This window comes from Streptomyces sp. NPDC001401, assembly GCF_042895385.1.
In the GTDB taxonomy this organism is placed as follows: domain Bacteria; phylum Actinomycetota; class Actinomycetes; order Streptomycetales; family Streptomycetaceae; genus Streptomyces.
Genome location: NZ_JBIAWI010000004.1, coordinates 638,148 through 655,828 on the forward strand (window position 1 = coordinate 638,148; position 17,681 = coordinate 655,828).

At 72.0% G+C, this 17,681-nt stretch carries 10 protein-coding genes; 3 read left to right on the forward strand and 7 right to left on the reverse strand.

Translation table 11 applies throughout. The features are described 5' to 3' along the window. Positions 1–25: 25 nt before the first annotated feature. Entirely contained in the window at positions 26–928 is a 903-nt protein-coding gene (locus ACFY10_RS18170; protein ID WP_390666120.1) for an AraC family transcriptional regulator, read from the forward strand. Positions 929–943: 15 nt separating this feature from the next. Here the strand turns inward: ACFY10_RS18170 and ACFY10_RS18175 are convergent, their stop codons facing one another. The 5 genes from ACFY10_RS18175 to ACFY10_RS18195 form a co-directional block, all read right to left on the reverse strand. Continuing rightward, positions 944–2,545: a serine/threonine-protein kinase gene (locus ACFY10_RS18175; RefSeq protein WP_390666121.1), complete on the reverse strand. Its 1,602-nt coding sequence runs from the start codon at positions 2,543–2,545 to the stop codon at positions 944–946. Positions 2,546–2,667: 122 nt separating this feature from the next. Then, positions 2,668–4,281, reverse strand: a complete 1,614-nt coding sequence (locus ACFY10_RS18180; RefSeq protein ID WP_390666122.1) for a serine/threonine-protein kinase — start codon at positions 4,279–4,281, stop codon at positions 2,668–2,670. Positions 4,282–4,356: 75 nt separating this feature from the next. Further along, the gene (locus ACFY10_RS18185) at positions 4,357–6,039 is read right to left on the reverse strand and encodes a protein kinase (RefSeq protein WP_390666123.1); all 1,683 of its coding nucleotides are present in this window, start codon (positions 6,037–6,039) and stop codon (positions 4,357–4,359) included. A gap of 160 nt (positions 6,040–6,199) precedes the next feature. Then, complete coding sequence (locus ACFY10_RS18190) at positions 6,200–8,959, reverse strand: protein kinase (protein WP_390666124.1); 2,760 nt, start codon at positions 8,957–8,959, stop codon at positions 6,200–6,202. Positions 8,960–9,133: 174 nt separating this feature from the next. Then, the gene (locus ACFY10_RS18195; protein WP_390666192.1) at positions 9,134–11,413 is read right to left on the reverse strand and encodes a serine/threonine-protein kinase; all 2,280 of its coding nucleotides are present in this window, start codon (positions 11,411–11,413) and stop codon (positions 9,134–9,136) included. 172 nt (positions 11,414–11,585) lie between these two features. On the opposite strand from ACFY10_RS18195, the gene ACFY10_RS18200 reads away from it, so the two are divergent. After that, the gene (locus tag ACFY10_RS18200) at positions 11,586–12,629 is read left to right on the forward strand and encodes a serine hydrolase domain-containing protein (RefSeq protein ID WP_390666125.1); all 1,044 of its coding nucleotides are present in this window, start codon (positions 11,586–11,588) and stop codon (positions 12,627–12,629) included. A gap of 62 nt (positions 12,630–12,691) precedes the next feature. Here ACFY10_RS18200 and ACFY10_RS18205 read toward each other — a convergent pair whose 3' ends face one another. Further along, a complete protein-coding gene (locus ACFY10_RS18205; protein WP_390666126.1) occupies positions 12,692–14,398 on the reverse strand; it encodes a glycerol-3-phosphate dehydrogenase/oxidase in 1,707 nt (568 codons plus the stop codon). Positions 14,399–14,668: 270 nt separating this feature from the next. On the opposite strand from ACFY10_RS18205, the gene ACFY10_RS18210 reads away from it, so the two are divergent. Next, positions 14,669–15,877: a nucleotide sugar dehydrogenase gene (locus ACFY10_RS18210; protein WP_390666127.1), complete on the forward strand. Its 1,209-nt coding sequence runs from the start codon at positions 14,669–14,671 to the stop codon at positions 15,875–15,877. A 646-nt stretch (positions 15,878–16,523) separates the two neighbouring features. On the opposite strand, the gene ACFY10_RS18215 is transcribed toward ACFY10_RS18210, so the two are convergent. Further along, entirely contained in the window at positions 16,524–17,648 is a 1,125-nt protein-coding gene (locus tag ACFY10_RS18215; RefSeq protein WP_390666128.1) for a GuaB3 family IMP dehydrogenase-related protein, read from the reverse strand. Between the last annotated feature and the right edge of the window lie 33 nt (positions 17,649–17,681).

Below are 17,681 nucleotides of genomic sequence, written 5' to 3' on the forward strand. Positions count from 1 at the left end.
GCTCATTCGGATACGCTTGCGTCTCATGGATGTGGTGAGTGACGCGATCTCCGCCGTACGCATCGGGCAGCCCTCCTCGAACCGGCTGCGGGTCGGCGGGACCTGGTGCACGCGGTTCGCCCCGTACGAGGGCGCGGGGTTCCATGTCGTCCTCGCGGGCGGCTGCTGGCTGCAGCCCGACGGGGGCGGTGAGCCGGTGACGCTCGGCGCGGGGGACGTCGTACTGCTGCCGCACGGGGCGGGGCACGTACTGGCGGATGCACCGGGCGATACGGCGCGGGCCGTGCCGTTCGAGGAGATGAGGCGGCCGGCGGGGGCGCCGGGCGGGCGTGAGGTGGAGCTGCTGTGCGGCAAGTACCGCCTCGACCGCAGCCGGGTGCATCCGTTGCTGGCGGAGCTGCCGCAGGTCGTGCATCTGCCGAACCGGGTCGGCGCCCACCCCGAACTCCGGGCTGCCGTGGACCTGTTGGCCCGCGAGCTCGACGAGCGCCGCCCGGGTTCCTGCCTGGCCCTGCCGAGCCTGCTCGACCTGCTGCTGATCTACATGGTGCGGGCGTGGACGACGGAGGCGGGCCCGTCGGCGGGTGCCTGGCCTGCGGTGCTCGGCGACCCGGTGACGACGGCCGCCCTCCGCGCCCTGCACTCGGAACCGGCCGCCCCCTGGACCAACGAACGCCTGGCCGCTGAGGCGGGCGTCTCCCGCGCGACGCTGGCCCGCCGGTTCACCGCCCTGGTCGGCCGCCCGCCCATGGCGTACCTGACCTGGTGGCGCCTGACGCGCACGGCCACCCTCCTGCGCGACACCGACGCCCCGCTGGCCTCGGTCGCGCGTGAGGCCGGGTACAGCAGCCCGTACGCGCTCTCGCATGCGTTCAGCAGGGAGTTCGGGGTGACGCCGGGGAGGTACCGGGCGGAGGTACGGCGTTGAGGGCGGGTCAGGGAGTCAGAGCTTGTCGACGTCCAGATTCGCGATCGCGGCCCCGGCCACCTCGCGTCCGCGGGCGGTGAAGTCGCCCTTGCCCGGGTAGCTGACGATCAGCTTGTACAGGTCGCCGGCGGAGGACTTGTAGTAGAAGATCCGCACCTCGCGAGGGAGCGGGTTCTGACTGTCGTCGGTCTTGTAGACCACCGTGTTTTCGGCGGCCTGCTTTCCCTTGTACGTCGTCAGCCTGGTCGCGGTTTTCGCGCCGGCGGGCATGTTGAGCTCGTACGCGCCGCTCTCCTTGAACTTGCCGTTGTCGTCGTACATCTGGGCGGCCGCGGAGTCCTTGATGGCATCACCGGTGTCCTCGGACTTCTTCTCGAGGCTCAGGGTGATCCCGATCGCACCGCTCAGGTCGCTGTACGTGACCCAGTGAGTCTTGTCGGTCTTCCGGTCGGGCACGTGCCGCTGGTAGCCGTCCGGCACCGCCAGCGTCCCGGCCACGTCCTTCTCGTGATGGGTCTGCCAGCCGTCCGGCAACGGCCCCGCAAAGGGATCCGCGATCAGCAGCCACGCCGCCACCGCCGCGGCGAGGACGCCCGCGCCGACCCCGAACCACGCCCTGCGCCCGAACCGGATCCCTCGGGTGACGATCTGCACGGGCTGGGTGGCTTGCGTGGCCGCGGCGGGCGGCGGGGTCGCGGTCTGTTCCAGCAGGGCCCGGACCTGCGTGGCGTTCGGACGTCTCGCCGGGTCCTTCTGCAGCAGGCCCGTGATCAGCTCGGCCAGCGGTCCCGACGCCGAAGCGGGCGGTGCCGGTGTGGCGTTGAGGACCGACTGGAGCGTGGCCGGAGTGTTGCTGCGGCGGAACGGGGAGACGCCCTCCGTGGCCGCGTAGAGGACGACACCGAGGGACCAGAGGTCGGAGGCCGGGCCCGGGCGCTGGCCCAACACCCGCTCCGGGGCTATGTATTCGGGCGAGCCGACGAAGCCGCCCGTGTCCGTCAGGTTCGTCTCGCCCTCGATCTGCGCGATGCCGAAGTCGGTCAGGACGACGCGGTCGTGGCGGCCGAGGAGCACGTTGTCCGGTTTCACGTCGCGGTGCAGGATGCCCGCCGCATGCGCGGCCTCCAGCGCGCCGAGCACCTCCAGGCCGATCCTGGCGGCCTCACGCGCGTCCAGCGTGCCTTCCTGGAGGGCGCTGCCGAGCGAACGGCCCTGCACCAGCTCCATGACGATCCACGGCCGGCCGTCGACGACCGCCACATCGTGGACATTGACCACTGCCGGGTGGTCGAGACGGGCCGCGGCGCGGGCCTCGCGACGCATCCGCTCGAAGACGTTGGCACGTTCGCGTTCGGGAAGGTGGTCCGGAACGCGGGGCTCCTTGACGGCGACCTCACGGTCGACGGTCTCGTCCTTGGCACGCCACACCGTGCCCATGCCACCGTGCCCGAGCTTGGCCAGCAGCCGGTAGCGGCCCGCGACGAGGCGCCCGGTACCCGGGTCCTGCGGCAGGGCCACCTGAGTGGGCACGGCATACGGATTCGGCTGATTCGGCGGTTGCAGAACAAAACTCGTCGTGTCGTCGGACTCCGGGCCCGGTCCCCCGTTGTTGCTCATGCGTCCATCCATATCGCGCCAGACGCTCCCGCATCCACAGGGAGCGCATTCCGGTCACAGACCCGTGACCCGGGCTGCCGCGTATTTCCGCTTCCTGCGCGTACGAGCCACTTGCTTCCGCTTCATGTGCGTACGAACGTGTCGACCGCGACGTCGAAGTGCTCCTTCGCCTCCCGCACCTTGCCGACCGGCGCCGACACCCACACGTCGTACATCCGCCCGCCCTCCTCCCAGCACAGGTCGTACGTGTGCCGGGGACCCTCGGCCGTACTGAAGCCGTTCCAGGTGAACTCCCAGAGGGCGGCGGGGTGTCTGTGCTGTGTGGTCGAGGTGACCCGGCCGTCGTGGTAGCCGGGGTTGGTGTCGGAGCCCTTGGCGGCGGCGCGCCGCATCACCGCGAGCGGGCCGCCCGGCTCGGGGTCGGTGGCCTTGATGCCGAGGCGGAAGGTTTCTCCCGGCGACAGGTAGAAGACGCGCTCGCCCTGCGGTTTGCGGGTGAAGGCCTCCGGTACGGCGAGGGAGAAGCCGGCCGGGTCGTCGGCGACGCGGTAGCCGGAGGGGGCCGAGGGGCGGGTGGCGGTGACGGAGGGTGTGGAGGTGGGCGACGGGCTCCGCGTACTGGAGGTGGGCGACGGCGACGCGCTCACCGATGTCCCCGGCGCCGAACTCGTCGGCGTACCGCCACCCCCCTCGCCGTCCCGGTTCATGAGCAGCGCCGCCGCCGACACCCCCGCCCCGGCCATCGCGGCGACGAGCAGCGCGGCCACCAGCACGCCCCGGGTGGAGTGCCGGGTCTCCACCGTGGTCGGCGGCGAAGGTGACGGCGTCGGCAGCGGCGCGGGCGGGCGGGGCACGTTCCGCTCGGTCGGTGTGTAGCGGGGCGGCAGCTGCGGGGTGTGGCCGGTGCTGCGGTAGGCGCGCAGCATCCGCTCGGCCTGCTCCGCGTCCAGCCGGCGGTCGGGGTCGCGCTCCAGCAGGCCCAGTACGACGGGCAGCAGCGGCGCGGCCTGCGCGGGCGGCCGTATCTCGTCGAACACGACCGCGTGCAGGATGCCGCCGAGCGAGTCGCGCCGGAACGGCGATTCGCCGCTCAGCACGGTGCACAGCAGAGCGCCCAGCGACCACAGGTCGGACTCGGGGCCGGTCCTGGCCCCGGACATCCGCTCCGGCGCGGTGTACTCGGGCGAGCCGACGAAGGAGCCGGTCTCGGTGAGCGTGGTGGCGCCCGCGACCTGGGCGATGCCGAAGTCGGTGAGGACGACCCGGTCCGTGCCGGACTCCAGCAGGACGTTGGCCGGCTTGATGTCGCGGTGCAGGACACCGGCCTCGTGCGCGGTGCGCAGCGCGCTCAGCAGGCCGACGCCGATCCGGGCGGCCTCGGCGACGTCGACCGGCCCGCGCGCGGAGATGCGGTCGGCCAGCGAGCCGCCGTCGATCAACTCCATGACGATGTACGGGCGTTCGTCGTGCTCCACGACGTCGTGGACGACGATGATGTGCGGATGGCGCAATTGGGCCACCGCGCGGGCCTCGCGCAGGGCGCGGTCGCGCTGCCGCCGGGCCTCCTCGGCGGAGAGCGTCTCGTCCAGGTCGAGGGGGATCTCCTTGACCGCCACCTGCCTGCCGAGCAGCTCGTCGGTCGCCCGCCACACCACGCCCATGCCACCGCGCCCGAGCCTCGCCTCAAGCCGGTAACGGCCCGCTATGACACGGACGCCTTCCCCCTCGGTCCCCATGCGCCCCATCATGCCGCACCGGACGACCCGGCTCCGGGGCGGCGACCGGCCAACCCGGCCGGATCACGGCGCCTGCTACTGCGAGGTCTTCTCCTGCCAGCCCTGCAGCACCGACTTGAACTGCTTGCCGGTCTTCGCCCAGTCGGCCGCCGGCGAGGCCATGTAGATCGCGTACTCGGTACCCGCCCCCGAGAAGTAGGTCTCCTCGATCGAGCGCCACGGCCCGGGGAACTTGGTGCCGTTGGACTGCGCGGTCCAGGTGGCCTCCCACAGGGAGCCGTCGTAGTCGCGGTAGTTGTTCTTCTCCATCCGCACGGTCTTGAAGTCGAGCAGCCGGGACTGGAGCAGCTGCTCCAGTCTCTTCTGGTGGTCGTACGCGTTGGTGAAGTCCGGCGAGGTGTCGATGGCGATCCGGAGGTAGTGCTTCTCGTTGTCCGGTGTGTAGTCGACCTGCCTCAGGTCGCCGTCGATGCCGACGACCCTCCGCGACCAGCCCTTGGGCAGGTAGACGGTGAAGCCCCAGGGGTCGTTGTACGCCTGCCAGTTGGCGGGAACGGTCCCGTTGGTCCCCCGGCTCGGCGAGCTGCTCGGCGACGGGCTCTGCGGCCCGGTGGTCCCGGTGGAGTCCGACGGTCTGCCATGGTCCTGCTGCTGCAATGCCACGGCCGCACCGCCGCCGACGATCGCCGCGAGGGCGACCACCAGGAGGAAGGCGCGCAGGCGCCGGCGCTTGCGAGCGGGCGGGGCGGAGACGGGGCCGGTACCGGAGGGCTGCCCCGGGCCCATGCCGGTCGGCCCGATCGAGGTCGGCCCGGTCATCGGCGGGTACGGCGTGGCGGAGCCCGTCTGCGGCCCCGTACGGGAGCCGGTGTGCGGCCCTGTACCGGTGCTCGCTGTGTCGAAGCCATGCTGGGTGTGCAGATAGGCCTGCGCCGCGTTCGACCGCCGGCCCTCCGCCGCCTCGGCGAGCATCTGCTCGGCCTCGGCCGCACCGGGCCGCACCGCGGGGTCCTTGTGCAGCAGCGCGGCCATGACGGGTCCGAGCGGACCGGCGTACTGCGGATCGGCCGCGTTCTCCTCCACGACCGCCTGCATGGTGGACAGCGGCGAGGTGCGGCGGAACGGCGACCTGCCCTCCACCGCCGTGTACAGCGTGGCGCCGAGCGCCCACAGGTCGGAGGCGGGGCCCGGGTCGTGGCCGCGGACCCGCTCGGGGGCTAGGTAGTCGACGGAGCCGACGACCTCTCCGGTGCGGGTGATCGTCGTATCGCCCTCGATCTGGGCGATGCCGAAGTCGGTGAGCAGCACCCGGCCGTCGTGGCCGATGAGGACGTTGCCGGGCTTCACGTCGCGGTGCAGCACTCCGGCGGCGTGCGCGGCGCGCAGCGCGCGTAGCACCCACAGCCCGATGCGCGCGGCCTCGGCGGGCTCGACGCGTCCCCGCTCCTTGACCGCGTCGGCCAGCGAGTACCCCTCGACGAGCTCCATCACGATCCACGGGCGGCCGTCGTGCTCCAGCACGTCATGGACGGTGACGACCGCGGAGTGGTTGATGCGCGCGGCGGCGCGCGCCTCCGCCCGGGTGCGCGCGAGCAGCCGCTCCTGGTCGCTCTCGGACACATAGAGCGCGGCGGTCAACTCCTTGATCGCGACGGCCCGGTGCAGCACCTCGTCGTGCGCACGCCACACGCGGCCCATGCCGCCGCTGCCGATCGAGTCGGCGAGCCGGTAGCGGCCCGCGACAAGCTGGCCCTGCATCTGATTCACGTTGCCCCGCAATGCTCTTGACAGGGTCAGACTAAGGACCGGCCCGTAAACAGGGAACAACGGGGGTCCCAAGGAGACCGCACTGTGACGGTTGTCGCTCAGAGGCCCGGACAGCAACCGTTTTCGCTTCACGGACCGTTCACAGGTGAGGTCAGCCGGTCACCTGATACGTGGCCGACGCCTGCTCGTACAACCTCGTCACCTCGTCCCGCTGCGACTCGGGACCGCGCACCTGCACGATGTGGTACCGCCCGTCGATGAGCATCACGAGGTTGCGCACATACAGGTCGTTCCCGCTGTCGTCGGTCCAGGTGAACTGCCCCTCGGCCATGACCCGCGTCCCCACCGTGACGGTGCGCAGCCCGGTCGCGGTGGCCCAGCTGGAGCTGCGGTACGGCTGCAACTCGTGCTCCGTGTCCCGCTGGTACGCCATCGGGTCGCTGCCGTAGGTGACCGCGCCGTCCCGTCCCTTCACGACGACGAGCTCGAAGTCGCCGTGCGAGTACACCACCTGGTTCCAGTCGTTCTTGGGCGCCCGGGACCAGCCCTTGGCCACGGCGACCCGGAAACCCTCCGGGTCCTTGCGCAGCGTGAAACCGTCGGCCACGACGGGCCCGGTGGTCTGGCTCTCCGTGGCACCGGCCGAATTCGAGGGGCTGTCCTCGGACTTGGGTGAGGTCTGGTCGGGGCGTGGCTGGCTGCTGGCGCCCTTGTCCGACTGCTCGGGGGCGGGGCTGACGTCCCCCGCACTGCCGGTGCGGTCGCTGCCCGCCGCGCCGTTCTCCCCGGCCTTCGGCATGAAGAGCACGGCGTACGCGACCGCGGCGGCCAGCAGAAGCAGGATCAGCAGAAGCAGGGTGCGGCCGAGCCTGCGGGGTGAACGTGCCTGCTCCTTGGCCCGCTTGTGCCGCCCGTGCGCGCTGGTCGCGGGCAGTCCGGCGCGCCGCCTGCGCACCAGCTCGCCCCGCCGCCGTACGACAGGCAGCCGGCTGGCGTCGACGGGCGGCGCGGCGATGACGTGCGCGCCGGCGTCGGGCTCGGGCGCGGACCGCACCAGCGACCGCAGCCAGCCCCTGAGCTCCTCGAAGTCCAGCCGCTCGGTGGGGTCCTGACGCAGCAACGACTCCACGACGGGCCGAAGCGGACCGCACTCCTCCGCGAAGGCGGGCGGCTCGGCACACACCATCTGCACCAGATCGGCCGTCGACTCCTCCGGATACGGCGCATGCCCCTGTACGGCCCGGAAGAGCAGCGCCCCGAGCGCCCACAGGTCGGTCGCGGGCCCGATCGGCGCCGCCAGCTGCCAGTTCTCGTGCACGGGCCCGGCCTGCTCCGGCGCCCACCGCTCCGTCACGGGCCCCACCACAGCCATCCGCGCCTGCCGGGCCCGCTCGGCGGCCAGCGGGGTGGCGGGACCGCGTGGGGCGGGAGTGCCGGCCACGAGGTCGTCCCAGCGGCTGGGGGGCGTTGCGCCGGGCGGGAGCGGGGCGGGAGTGTGGGAGGCGGGTGTCGGAACGCCCGTCGGGGGAGCCTTGTCGAGGCGGGGCGCTGGAAAGCCGGACGTCAAGGGGGCGCCGGGGACGGGCGCTGTGCCGGGCTGCGCCGCGTAGGTCCCGCCGTTGCCATGGCCACTTCCGCCGGCATAGGGGGCGCCGCCGCCAGGCGGGAGTGCCGTACGACCGCCCTGGCCCGCGAGACCGGCCGCTCCGTTGTCCCCGGCGGCCTCCGCCCCGCCGACTCCGCCGCGCGGCCCGGCGCCGTGCCAGGGGGTGGCGCTCACACCGTAGGGGTCGGCTATCTGCCCCGGAGGAGCGGTGGTGCGGGGCGTGTTCTCCACGCCGTCGCCGGAAGTGTGCGTCTGCGCCGAGCCGCCCGCCTGCGCCGCGGGGCCGCCCTCGGGCGCGGAACGGGCACCGGGCAGCGCCGCCCGCCCGCTCTGCGCCTCCTGAACCCTGGCCGCGGCCCGGGCGCCCGCCCGATACGCGGCAATCGCCCCGGCCCGCGCGGCCCGGATGTCCCCGCCGCTCTCCAGGGCCTTGGGCGCGAACGCACCCGGCGCCCCCGCCCCGTTCGCCGTGTCCGCCCCGGCGCCCGGCAGCCCCCCGGCCGTACGCGCCCGGATGGCGGCGCGCCGAGCGGCCTCGGGGTCGGCTTCCCGGGGACCGCCTTGAGCACCCTGGAATCCAGGGGGACCCTGGACACTCTGCGCACCCTGGACGCCCGGCAGACCCGGCCCGCCCGGGGAACCGTCCGCAGATCCAAGGCCGCTGTCCCCGTCACCCTCCGGAGCCGGCACCGGGTCATACCCGCACAGCGCCTCCTCCGCCGCCCCGACCGCGAGCCCGGTCAGCATCACCCGGCCGTCGTCGCAGACCAGCACCGTGCGGGCCGTGATGTTGCGGTGCACCCAGCCATGGGCGTGCAGCACACGCAGCGCCATGAGGACGTCGGAGGCCACCTCGGCCGCCCGATACGGCGTGAGCGGCTTCTCGGCGAGCAGCGCCGACAGCGGCCGCGCCGACACCAACTCGCTGACGATCCACAGCGAACCGCCCTCGGCGAACACGTCGAAGACCTGGTCGAGCCGCGGATGGTCGGGGATCCGCGCCGCGGCCTGCGCGGCCTCGACCGCACGCCGTACGGCCGGGTCGGTGGGCCGACGCACTCCGGTGCGCGCCGCGGACCGCCCGCTCCCCCGCTCCCGCGGGTCACGGGCCGTGAAACCGTCGGGCAGCCCTTCCGCGTCGAGCACCTCCGCCTCGACGACTTCCGGCAACGGCACCTGCCTGACCAGGACTTCCTGACCGCTGTAGGTGTCGAAGGCCCGAGTGTCGGTGAGTTCGTACTCGTCGGCGGGTGGCAGCGGCAGGCGGTAGCGGTCGGCAAGAACCCGTCCCGCATAGTCGTCCACATTGCCTCCCCCGGCCGCCCGGTTGGTCAATTCCGTTCGCCTTGCGCCCCGTTCCGAACCCATACCTGGATGCGTACGGTCCGCAAACACTCACGATACGTGCCGGAGGCAACCTGCAATGAGGGGATGCCATATCTCACGGCATCTCACGGCTCAAACGCGGGCCGGTTCACTTCACGACTTGGGTTCGAACGTCTTCGCGAGCGTCTTCCAGGTGTCCTTACGGAGTTCGCTGTCCCAGTTCGCGGCTTTCGCCGTGTACATCAGCGCATATCCGAGATGGTCGTTGACGACGAACCCCCGGTCGATCGTCCGGTACTTCGTCCCGCTCTCCACATAGGTGAACTCCCAGTCGGCCGTGTTCCAGCCGCGGTAGTCCACCTGCTCTATCCGGATCTTCTGGTACTGCGAGCGCGTCATGTAGCGCTCCTGGTTCTTCCAGTCGGACACCGGGTCGCCCTTGGGCGTGGACGTCCAGGCGACGAGCAGCTTCTGCCCGTCGGGCCCGGTGAACCGGTCCCCGGCGGCACTCGCCGACTGATACTTCCATCCCTTGGGCAGCCCGATCGAGTACCCCTGGCTCCCCTTGTAGGTCGACTTCACCGCACTGTCGTCCCCGGACGACCCGCCCGCTCCCGCACCGGTCCCACCGGAGGCGGTCGGACTGTTGCTGGGCGTGCTGCCGCCCGTCGCAGCCGAGGCGGACTGCGAGTCGCTTCCGTCCGCACGGGTGCCGCCGCCCTTGTCCTCCTTGGTGTCGGCGCCGGCGGACGCGCTCGCCGCGACCTTCCCGCCGCTGTTCTTGGTCCCGTTCGAACCCTTGCCGTCGCCGCCGCCGAGCGTGAGGGCCAGCACGGTCCCGAGCACGGCGAGCACGACCACCACGGCGATGATCACCAGCGTCCGCTTCGGCACCACGTCGGTGAGCGGCGCCCTGGGCACGGGCCGCGGCGGCAGATCCGGCGGCGGCACGACCGGCCACCCCGAACTACGCCCACCGGCCTGCACGTTCGCCCCCTGCGCCGTGCGCTCCCGGCCCCCGGAATCCGCACCTGCCGACAAGCCCGAGGCACCCGCGGAACCCGAACCGGCCGAAGAACCCGAAGCCCCCGAAGAACCGGAGTCGGCCGAAGAACCGGAAGAAGCCGAGGGCTGCGCCGGAGCCGCCGGCGCCGACGGCGACGAGGCCGACCGTGGAGCCGCCGGCACCGCAGGCATCGGAGTCGTCGGAGCCGGAGGCGGAGGAGTCGTCGGAGCCGACGGAGCCGACGGAGCCGAAGAACCGGACGCACCCGACGCCCCGCCGTCGGCCGCCCCGGCGGACTTCGCGCCACCCGACCCCGAACCCGCCGTATCGCTCCCGGACTTGCCGCGCGCCGCAGCCGCCGAACCGGCCGCCGCTCCCGCCGCCACGGCAGCCTTCCGCACGGAACGCAGCGCCCCGCGCAGCTTCTCCGCCGCCTCCTCGCCGCGCTTGCCGCCGGAGCCGCCCGAACTCCCCTTGCCCTTCGGCGCATCGGGCTGCACCGGCAACGGCACGACGCGGGTCGCGTCCGCCGGCGGCTCCGGCTCGGCCTCCTTCGGCTCGGGCGCGTGGATCACACGGTTGAGCATCGCCCGCGCACCCGCGTCGTCGAGCCGCTTGGCGGGATCCTTGGTCAGCAGCCCGTAGATGACGTCCTTCAGCGGCCCCGCGTTCTTCGGCTCCTCCATCGGCTCGGTCATCACCGCGGTGAGGGTCGCGATCGCGGAACCCTTGTCGTACGGCGGCACGCCCTCGACCGCCGCGTACAGCAGTCCGCCGAGCGACCACAGGTCGGCCGCGGGGCCCGGCTTGTGCCCGCGGGCCCGCTCCGGGGAGATGTAGGAGGGCGCGCCGACGAGCATGCCGGTCGAGGTGATGGACGGGTCGCCCTCGACCTGGGCGATACCGAAGTCGGTGAGTACGACCCGTTCGGTCTCGGACTCCAGCAGGACGTTGGACGGCTTCACGTCACGGTGCAGGATGCCCTCGCGGTGCGCCGAGCGCAGCACGTCGAGAATCGCCAGCCCGACCTCGGCCGCACGCCTGGGCTCGAGCAGGCCGTCCTCCCGGATGACCTCGGCGAGCGACTTGCCCTCGACGAGCTCCATCACGATCCACGGCCGGTCGTCCTCCTCGACCACGTCGAAGACCGTCACCGCGCTGTTGTTGCGGATCCGCGCGATCGCCTTGGCCTCGCGCAGCGTCCGCGTGATCAGCCGGCGTTTCTCGTCCTCGTCGATGTTCGACGGGAACCGCAGCTCCTTGACGGCGACCGTCCGGCCCAGCGTCTCGTCCTCGGCCCGCCACACCGTGCCCATGCCGCCGCGGCCGAGCACTCCTCCCAGCCGGTACCGCCCGGCGAGAAGACGCTCGCTGTTGTCCTGACGAGTGTCCTGACGAGATGTCCCCGCCCGCTCCGCCTCCGACATGCGTCCCCTCATGCAACCCGCCCTGACAGAGCCTCCATTGTCCCTCACCCGACAAGTGCCCGACGCCCAGGGTGCCCGTGGCACCGTACGAGGAGCCTGTGCACCCGGGGCCCCGCCGAACCGCGCGTTGCGCCACCCTGCATGATGGGCCGCAACAAGGGAGGACCTCGCGATGCCGCCGCTCCGGACGCTACTGGCCGTGCCGGTGTCGATCGTGCTCCTCTCCCTGTCCCCGACCGCCTCCTCGGCCCCCGCGGCACCGGCCACGGACACGCTCGTTCCCCTGCTGGTCACGCGGGGCGAAGCCCCCGCCGCAGCCCTCCTGGCCCGCGAGGAATCCGGCACCCGATACGCCCAGGCCGGTCATGGAATCGCCCGTACCGACCACTTCCGCGCCGGCAGCATCACGAAGACCTTCATCGCGACGGTCGTCCTGCAACTCGCGGCGGAACACCGGCTGTCCCTGTCCGACACCGTCGAGCAGCATCTGCCCGGCCTGGTGCGCGGAGCCGGCAACGACGGCCGCACGATCACCCTGCGCGCCCTGCTCACCCACACCAGCGGCCTGAACGACTTCACCATGGACACCGGAGGCGTGGTTCCCGTCTCCCCTCTTCAAGCCGTACGCATCGCACTCACCCACCCCCCGGCCGACCCGGGCCGCTTCTCCTACTCGAGCACCAACTACGTGGTGCTCGGCATGGTCATCAAGCAGGTCACCGGCCGCTCGTACGCCACCGAGGCCGAGCGCCGCATCATCGCTCCGCTGGGTCTGACAGGCACCTCCTTCCCCGGCTCCCGTATCTCTCTGCCCTCCCCGCACGGCCGCGCCTACGCCGCCGACGGAACCGACGTCACCGAACTCGACCCGCGGGTGGCCGGAGCCGCGGGCGAGCTGGTGACCACGCTCGCCGACCTGGACCGCTTCTACGCGGCCCTGCTGAGCGGCGAACTGCTGCCCTCGCGCTGGCTGCGCGAGATGCGCGACACCCGCACCGCACACGGCTTGTACGGCATGGGCCTGCTTCCCGAGAAGCTGCCGTGCGGCATCACGGTGTGGGGACACAACGGACGCATCAACGGAAGCTACGTGCGCACCGCAGCCACCGTCGACGGCCGGCGTGTCCTCACCTTCCGCGTGAACACGACGGCGATCGCAGATCCCGACCTCGAACCGGCCCTGCTCGCCGCCGAGTTCTGCCCTCGCACTCCGTAGAACGGCCGGGTTCCGAACGAAGGTCCCGGTTCGCACCACTCGTTCGAGTGATGTCCGGCGTCCTACAGCGGCACGATGTCCGGCGCCCCCAACCGCGCCGCGTCCGCCGTCAGATCGTCCGGCTGCCGCTGTGACTCCCGCTCGGCCTCCACCCGCTTCTCGTAGTGCTCGATCTCGCGCTCGATCTGGTCCTTGTCCCAGCCGAGCACCGGCGCCATGAGTTCGGCCGCCTCCCGCGCACTGCGCGTCCCCCGGTCGAAGGTCTCGATGGAGATGCGGGTGCGCCGGGTGAGTACGTCGTCCAGGTGCCGGGCGCCCTCGTGCGAGGCGGCGTACACGACCTCGGCGCGCAGATAGTCGTCGGCGGCCTGCAGCGGCTCCCCGAGCGACGAGTCGGCGGCGACGAGGTCGAGGACCTCCTCCGCCATCGACCCGTACCGGTTCAACAGATGCTCCACCCGCACCACATGAAGACCCGTCCGTGCCGCGATCCGCGCCCGCGCGTTCCACAGCGCCCGGTAGCCCTCGGCCCCCAGCAGCGGCACGTCCTCCGTCACGCACTCGGCGACCCGCAGGTCGAGCCCGTGCACCGCCTCGTCCACCGCGTCCTTGGCCATCACCCGGTACGTCGTGTACTTGCCGCCCGCCACCACGACAAGGCCGGGCGCGGGATGCGCCACGGTGTGCTCGCGCGACAGCTTGCTGGTGGCGTCCGACTCGCCGGCCAGCAGCGGGCGCAGCCCCGCGTACACGCCCTGCACGTCGTCCCGCGTCAGCGGCACCGAGAGGACCGAGTTCACGTGCTCCAGCAGGTAGTCGATGTCCGCGCTGGACGCGGCGGGGTGCGCCTTGTCGAGGTCCCAGTCGGTGTCCGTCGTGCCGACGATCCAGTGCCGGCCCCAGGGGATGACGAACAGCACGGACTTCTCGGTGCGCAGGATCAGTCCGGACGACGAGCTGATGCGGTCCTTCGGTACGACCAGGTGGATGCCCTTGGACGCCCGGACATGGAACTGCCCGCGCTCGCCGACCATGGCCTGGGTGTCATCGGTCCACACGCCGGTCGCATTGACGATCTGCTTGGCGCGGATCTCGTACTCGCCACCGGCCTCGACATCCTCCATGCGCGCCCCGACGACACGCTCCCCCTCCCGCAGGAAGCCCGTCACGCGCGCGCGGTTGGCGACCTTCGCGCCGTAGGCCGCCGCCGTGCGCACCAGGGTGGCCACATAACGGGCGTCGTCCATCTGGGCGTCGTAGTACTGCAGGGCCCCGACCAGCGCGTCCTTCTTCAAGGCGGGTGCCACGCGCAGGGCGTGGCGACGGGTCAGATGGCGGTGCATGGGCAGACCGCGACCGTGTCCGCGGGCCATCGACATCGCGTCGTAGAGCGCGACGCCCGATCCGGCGTACAGGCGCTCCCAGCCCTGGTGCTGCAGCGGGTACAGGAACGGCACCGGCTTCACCAGATGCGGGGCGAGCCGCTCCAGCAGCAGCCCGCGCTCCTTCAGCGCCTCCCGTACGAGCGCGAAGTCGAGCATCTCCAGATAGCGCAGTCCGCCGTGGATCAGCTTGCTGGACCTGCTGGAGGTGCCCGACGCCCAGTCACGCGCCTCGACCAGGCCCGTGGACAGACCGCGTGTCACGGCGTCCAGGGCGGTGCCCGCACCGACCACGCCGCCGCCCACGACCAGTACGTCCAGCTCGCGCTCGGCCATTCCCGCCAGTGACTCGGCTCGCTGCGCCGGCCCCAGTGTCGCTGTCCTCACCGCTGCCTCCTGCTGTCGGTAGCGCCGGCCGCACCCGTCGGGCGAAGCCCGTTCCTTTCCCCCATGCCCAAATTCTGACCGGCTTGCCCGACTTCAGCCACCAGTCGCCCCCAGCCTGTGGACAACATTCCCGAGACCTGCGGAAAACACGGACAACCAATCCAGCAAATCGGTCATATTTACTCCTAGTGTGACATTGCGCTTCGCCTGTCCTGTCCACAGGACTTGCGCACCTGCCCCGCTTCGGTTATTGGGAGGACGGCACACGCCATGCCCGCAGATCTCGCCGTCATCGGACTCGGCCCGTTCGGCCTGCCCCTGGCCCAGGCAGCCGTCGCGGCCGGCATCCCCACACTCGGCTACCGGACCGGGCCCGAACCCGCCTCCCTCAGCCCCGCCGAACTGCGCCGGATGCTCGCGGGGGGCTTCCGCCACGCCACCAGCCCCGCCGAGCTCGGCCGCGTCCGCACCGCGGTCATCTGCGTGCCGACCCCGCGCGGCGCGGACGGCACGCTCGACCTCGGCCAGGTGGAGGCGGCGGCCCGTACCCTGGCCGCGCGTCTGCGCCCGCACACCACGGTCATCCTGGAGTCGCCCGTCCCCCCGGGCACCACCGAGGAGTTCCTGTGCCCCCTCCTCGAGGAGGGCTCCCAGCTGCAGGCGGGCCGCGACTTCCACCTCGCCTACTCCCCCAGCCGGGTCGACCCCGGCAGCCGCGCCTTCACCCCGGCCAACATCCCCAAGGTGATCGGCGGCCTCACCCCCGCCTGCACCGAGTCCGCCGCCGCCTTCTACGGCCGCCTCGCCGACAAGGTGGTACGCGCGCGTGGACTGCGCGAGGCGGAGACCGTGCAGCTACTGGAGACCAACTTCCGGCACGTCAACATCGCGCTCGTCAACGAAATGGCCGTCCTCTGCAACAACCTCGGCGTCGACGTCTGGGACGTCATCCGCTGCGCGGAGACCAAGCCGTTCGGCTTCGAGGCCTTCCGCCCCGGCCCCGGCGTCGGCGGCCACGCCGTCCCCCAGGACCTGACCGGCCACCCGGGCCGCCCCCTGCGCATGGTCGAACTGGCTCAGCAGGTCAACAACCAGATGCCCCGTTACGTCGTCCAGCGCGCCGCGGCCCTCCTCAACGAGCACGGCAAGTCGGCGCGCGGCGCACGCGTGCTGCTCCTCGGCGTCACCTACAAGCCGGATCTCGCCGACCAACAGGGCACCCCCGCCCCGGAGATCGCCGTCCGCCTCATGGAACTGGGCGCCTCGATCAGCTACCACGACCCGCACATCCCGTCCTGGAGCGTCCTGGACCGCCCGGTCCCACGCGCGGACGCCCTCTACGAGGCCGCGGCCGAGGCCGATCTGACGATCCTGCTCCAGCAGCACCGGACGTACGACCTGCAGGGGCTGTCGGTGAAGGCGCAGCTGCTGCTGGACACGCGGGGGGCTGCGCCCACGGGGGCGGCGCATCGGTTGTGAAGGGGGGCGCGCGGACGCGCGGGCTCCGGGGGCTGCTGGCAGGCGGGGCGCGGCGCGGGTACCTTACGGAGACAGGTGGAGTCGGCCGCAGAGGGCACTGTGGCGGGCTCGTGGATGGATCGCGGAGTGTCCGCCGCTACGTTTCTTAGGGACGGCCGCTCACCATCACACCAACAAGGTGGAGCCCACCGCAGTGGCTGCTGCGGCAGGCTCCTGGATGGTTCACGGAGTGTCCGCCCCTAGTTGCCTTGGGGGCGGCCGCTCACCATCCGAAAATCCGCAAGATCCACCTCCTCCGGCACTTCACCGTCCAAAGACGGATCCGATCCCAGCGAGAGGGCTTGCGGTGACGTCCCATGGACGCCCCCTTCCACGACACCGCCCAGTAGCCCGGTGGACGGTCCGTCGGAAATCGGGCCGGGCCCCGAGGAGCGGGGTCCGGAACCAAGTCCTTGGAAGGGGGCGCTCCAGCAACCTGGGGCGCCGACACGGACGTTATCGCCCTCGACCCGGCTGACCAGCCCGTATCCGTCCCGAACGCAACCACGCGCCCCCCGCACCACGCCACGCGCCCCGCGCAAGCCCACGGCACACAAAAGGGGCCGGTCACCCCACCAGGTGACCGGCCCCCATCACGCCGTACGGACTACCGCTTGTGCTGCGAGTCCGCCACCGTCACCTCGACCCGCTGGAACTCCTTCAGCTCGCTGTACCCGGTCGTCGCCATCGCCCGGCGCAGCGCGCCGAAGAGGTTCATCGAGCCGTCGGGAGTGTGCGACGGGCCGGTCAGCACCTCCTCGACGGTGCCGACCGTGCCCAGGTCGACCTTCTTGCCGCGCGGGAGCTCCTCGTTGACGGCCTCCATGCCCCAGTGGTGGCCCTTGCCGGGTGCGTCCGTGGCGCGGGCCAGCGGGGAGCCCATCATCACGGCGTCCGCGCCGCAGGCGATCGCCTTCGGCAGGTCGCCGGACCAGCCGACACCGCCGTCTGCGATCACGTGCACGTACCGGCCGCCGGACTCGTCCATGTAGTCGCGGCGGGCCGCCGCCACGTCCGCGACCGCGGTGGCCATCGGCACCTGGATGCCCAGCACGTTGCGCGTGGTGTGCGCGGCGCCGCCGCCGAAGCCGACCAGGACGCCCGCCGCGCCGGTGCGCATGAGGTGCAGGGCGGCCGTGTAGGTGGCGCAGCCGCCGACGATCACGGGGACGTCGAGCTCGTAGATGAACTGCTTCAGGTTCAGCGGCTCGTGCGAGCCGGAGACGTGCTCCGCCGAGACCGTCGTACCGCGGATGACGAAGATGTCCACGCCCGCGTCCACGACCGCCTTGGAGAACTGCGCCGTGCGCTGCGGGGAGAGCGCGGCCGCGGTGACCACGCCGGAGTCGCGCACCTCCTTCAGGCGGGCGCCGATCAGCTCCTCCTTGATGGGGGCGGCGTAGATCTCCTGGAGACGGCGGGTGGCCCGGTCCGCGTCCAGCCCGACGATCTCGTCGAGCAGCGGCTGCGGGTCCTCGTACCTCGTCCACAGGCCCTCGAGGTTCAGCACGCCGAGGCCGCCGAGCTCGCCGATGCGGATCGCGGTGGCCGGGGAGACGACGGAGTCCATGGGGGCGGCCAGGAACGGCAGCTCGAAGCGGTAGGCGTCGATCTGCCAGGCGATCGAGACCTCCTTCGGGTCCCGCGTACGGCGGCTGGGGACGACGGCGATGTCGTCGAAGGCGTACGCCCGGCGGCCGCGCTTGCCGCGCCCGATCTCGATCTCAGTCACGTCTGTGGCCTTTCCCTGATGCGTTGCAGCGTC

What these genes read in the sequence shown, in the direction of transcription:
- ACFY10_RS18170 (WP_390666120.1), top strand. Translation starts at nt 26, where the DNA reads ATGGATGTGGTGAGTGACGCGATCTCCGCCGTACGCATCGGGCAGCCC.
- ACFY10_RS18175 (WP_390666121.1), bottom strand. Translation starts at nt 2,545, where the DNA reads ATGAGCAACAACGGGGGACCGGGCCCGGAGTCCGACGACACGACGAGT.
- ACFY10_RS18180 (WP_390666122.1), bottom strand. Translation starts at nt 4,281, where the DNA reads ATGGGGACCGAGGGGGAAGGCGTCCGTGTCATAGCGGGCCGTTACCGG.
- ACFY10_RS18185 (WP_390666123.1), bottom strand. Translation starts at nt 6,039, where the DNA reads ATGCAGGGCCAGCTTGTCGCGGGCCGCTACCGGCTCGCCGACTCGATC.
- ACFY10_RS18195 (WP_390666192.1), bottom strand. Translation starts at nt 11,413, where the DNA reads ATGTCGGAGGCGGAGCGGGCGGGGACATCTCGTCAGGACACTCGTCAG.
- ACFY10_RS18200 (WP_390666125.1), top strand. Translation starts at nt 11,586, where the DNA reads ATGCCGCCGCTCCGGACGCTACTGGCCGTGCCGGTGTCGATCGTGCTC.
- ACFY10_RS18210 (WP_390666127.1), top strand. Translation starts at nt 14,669, where the DNA reads ATGCCCGCAGATCTCGCCGTCATCGGACTCGGCCCGTTCGGCCTGCCC.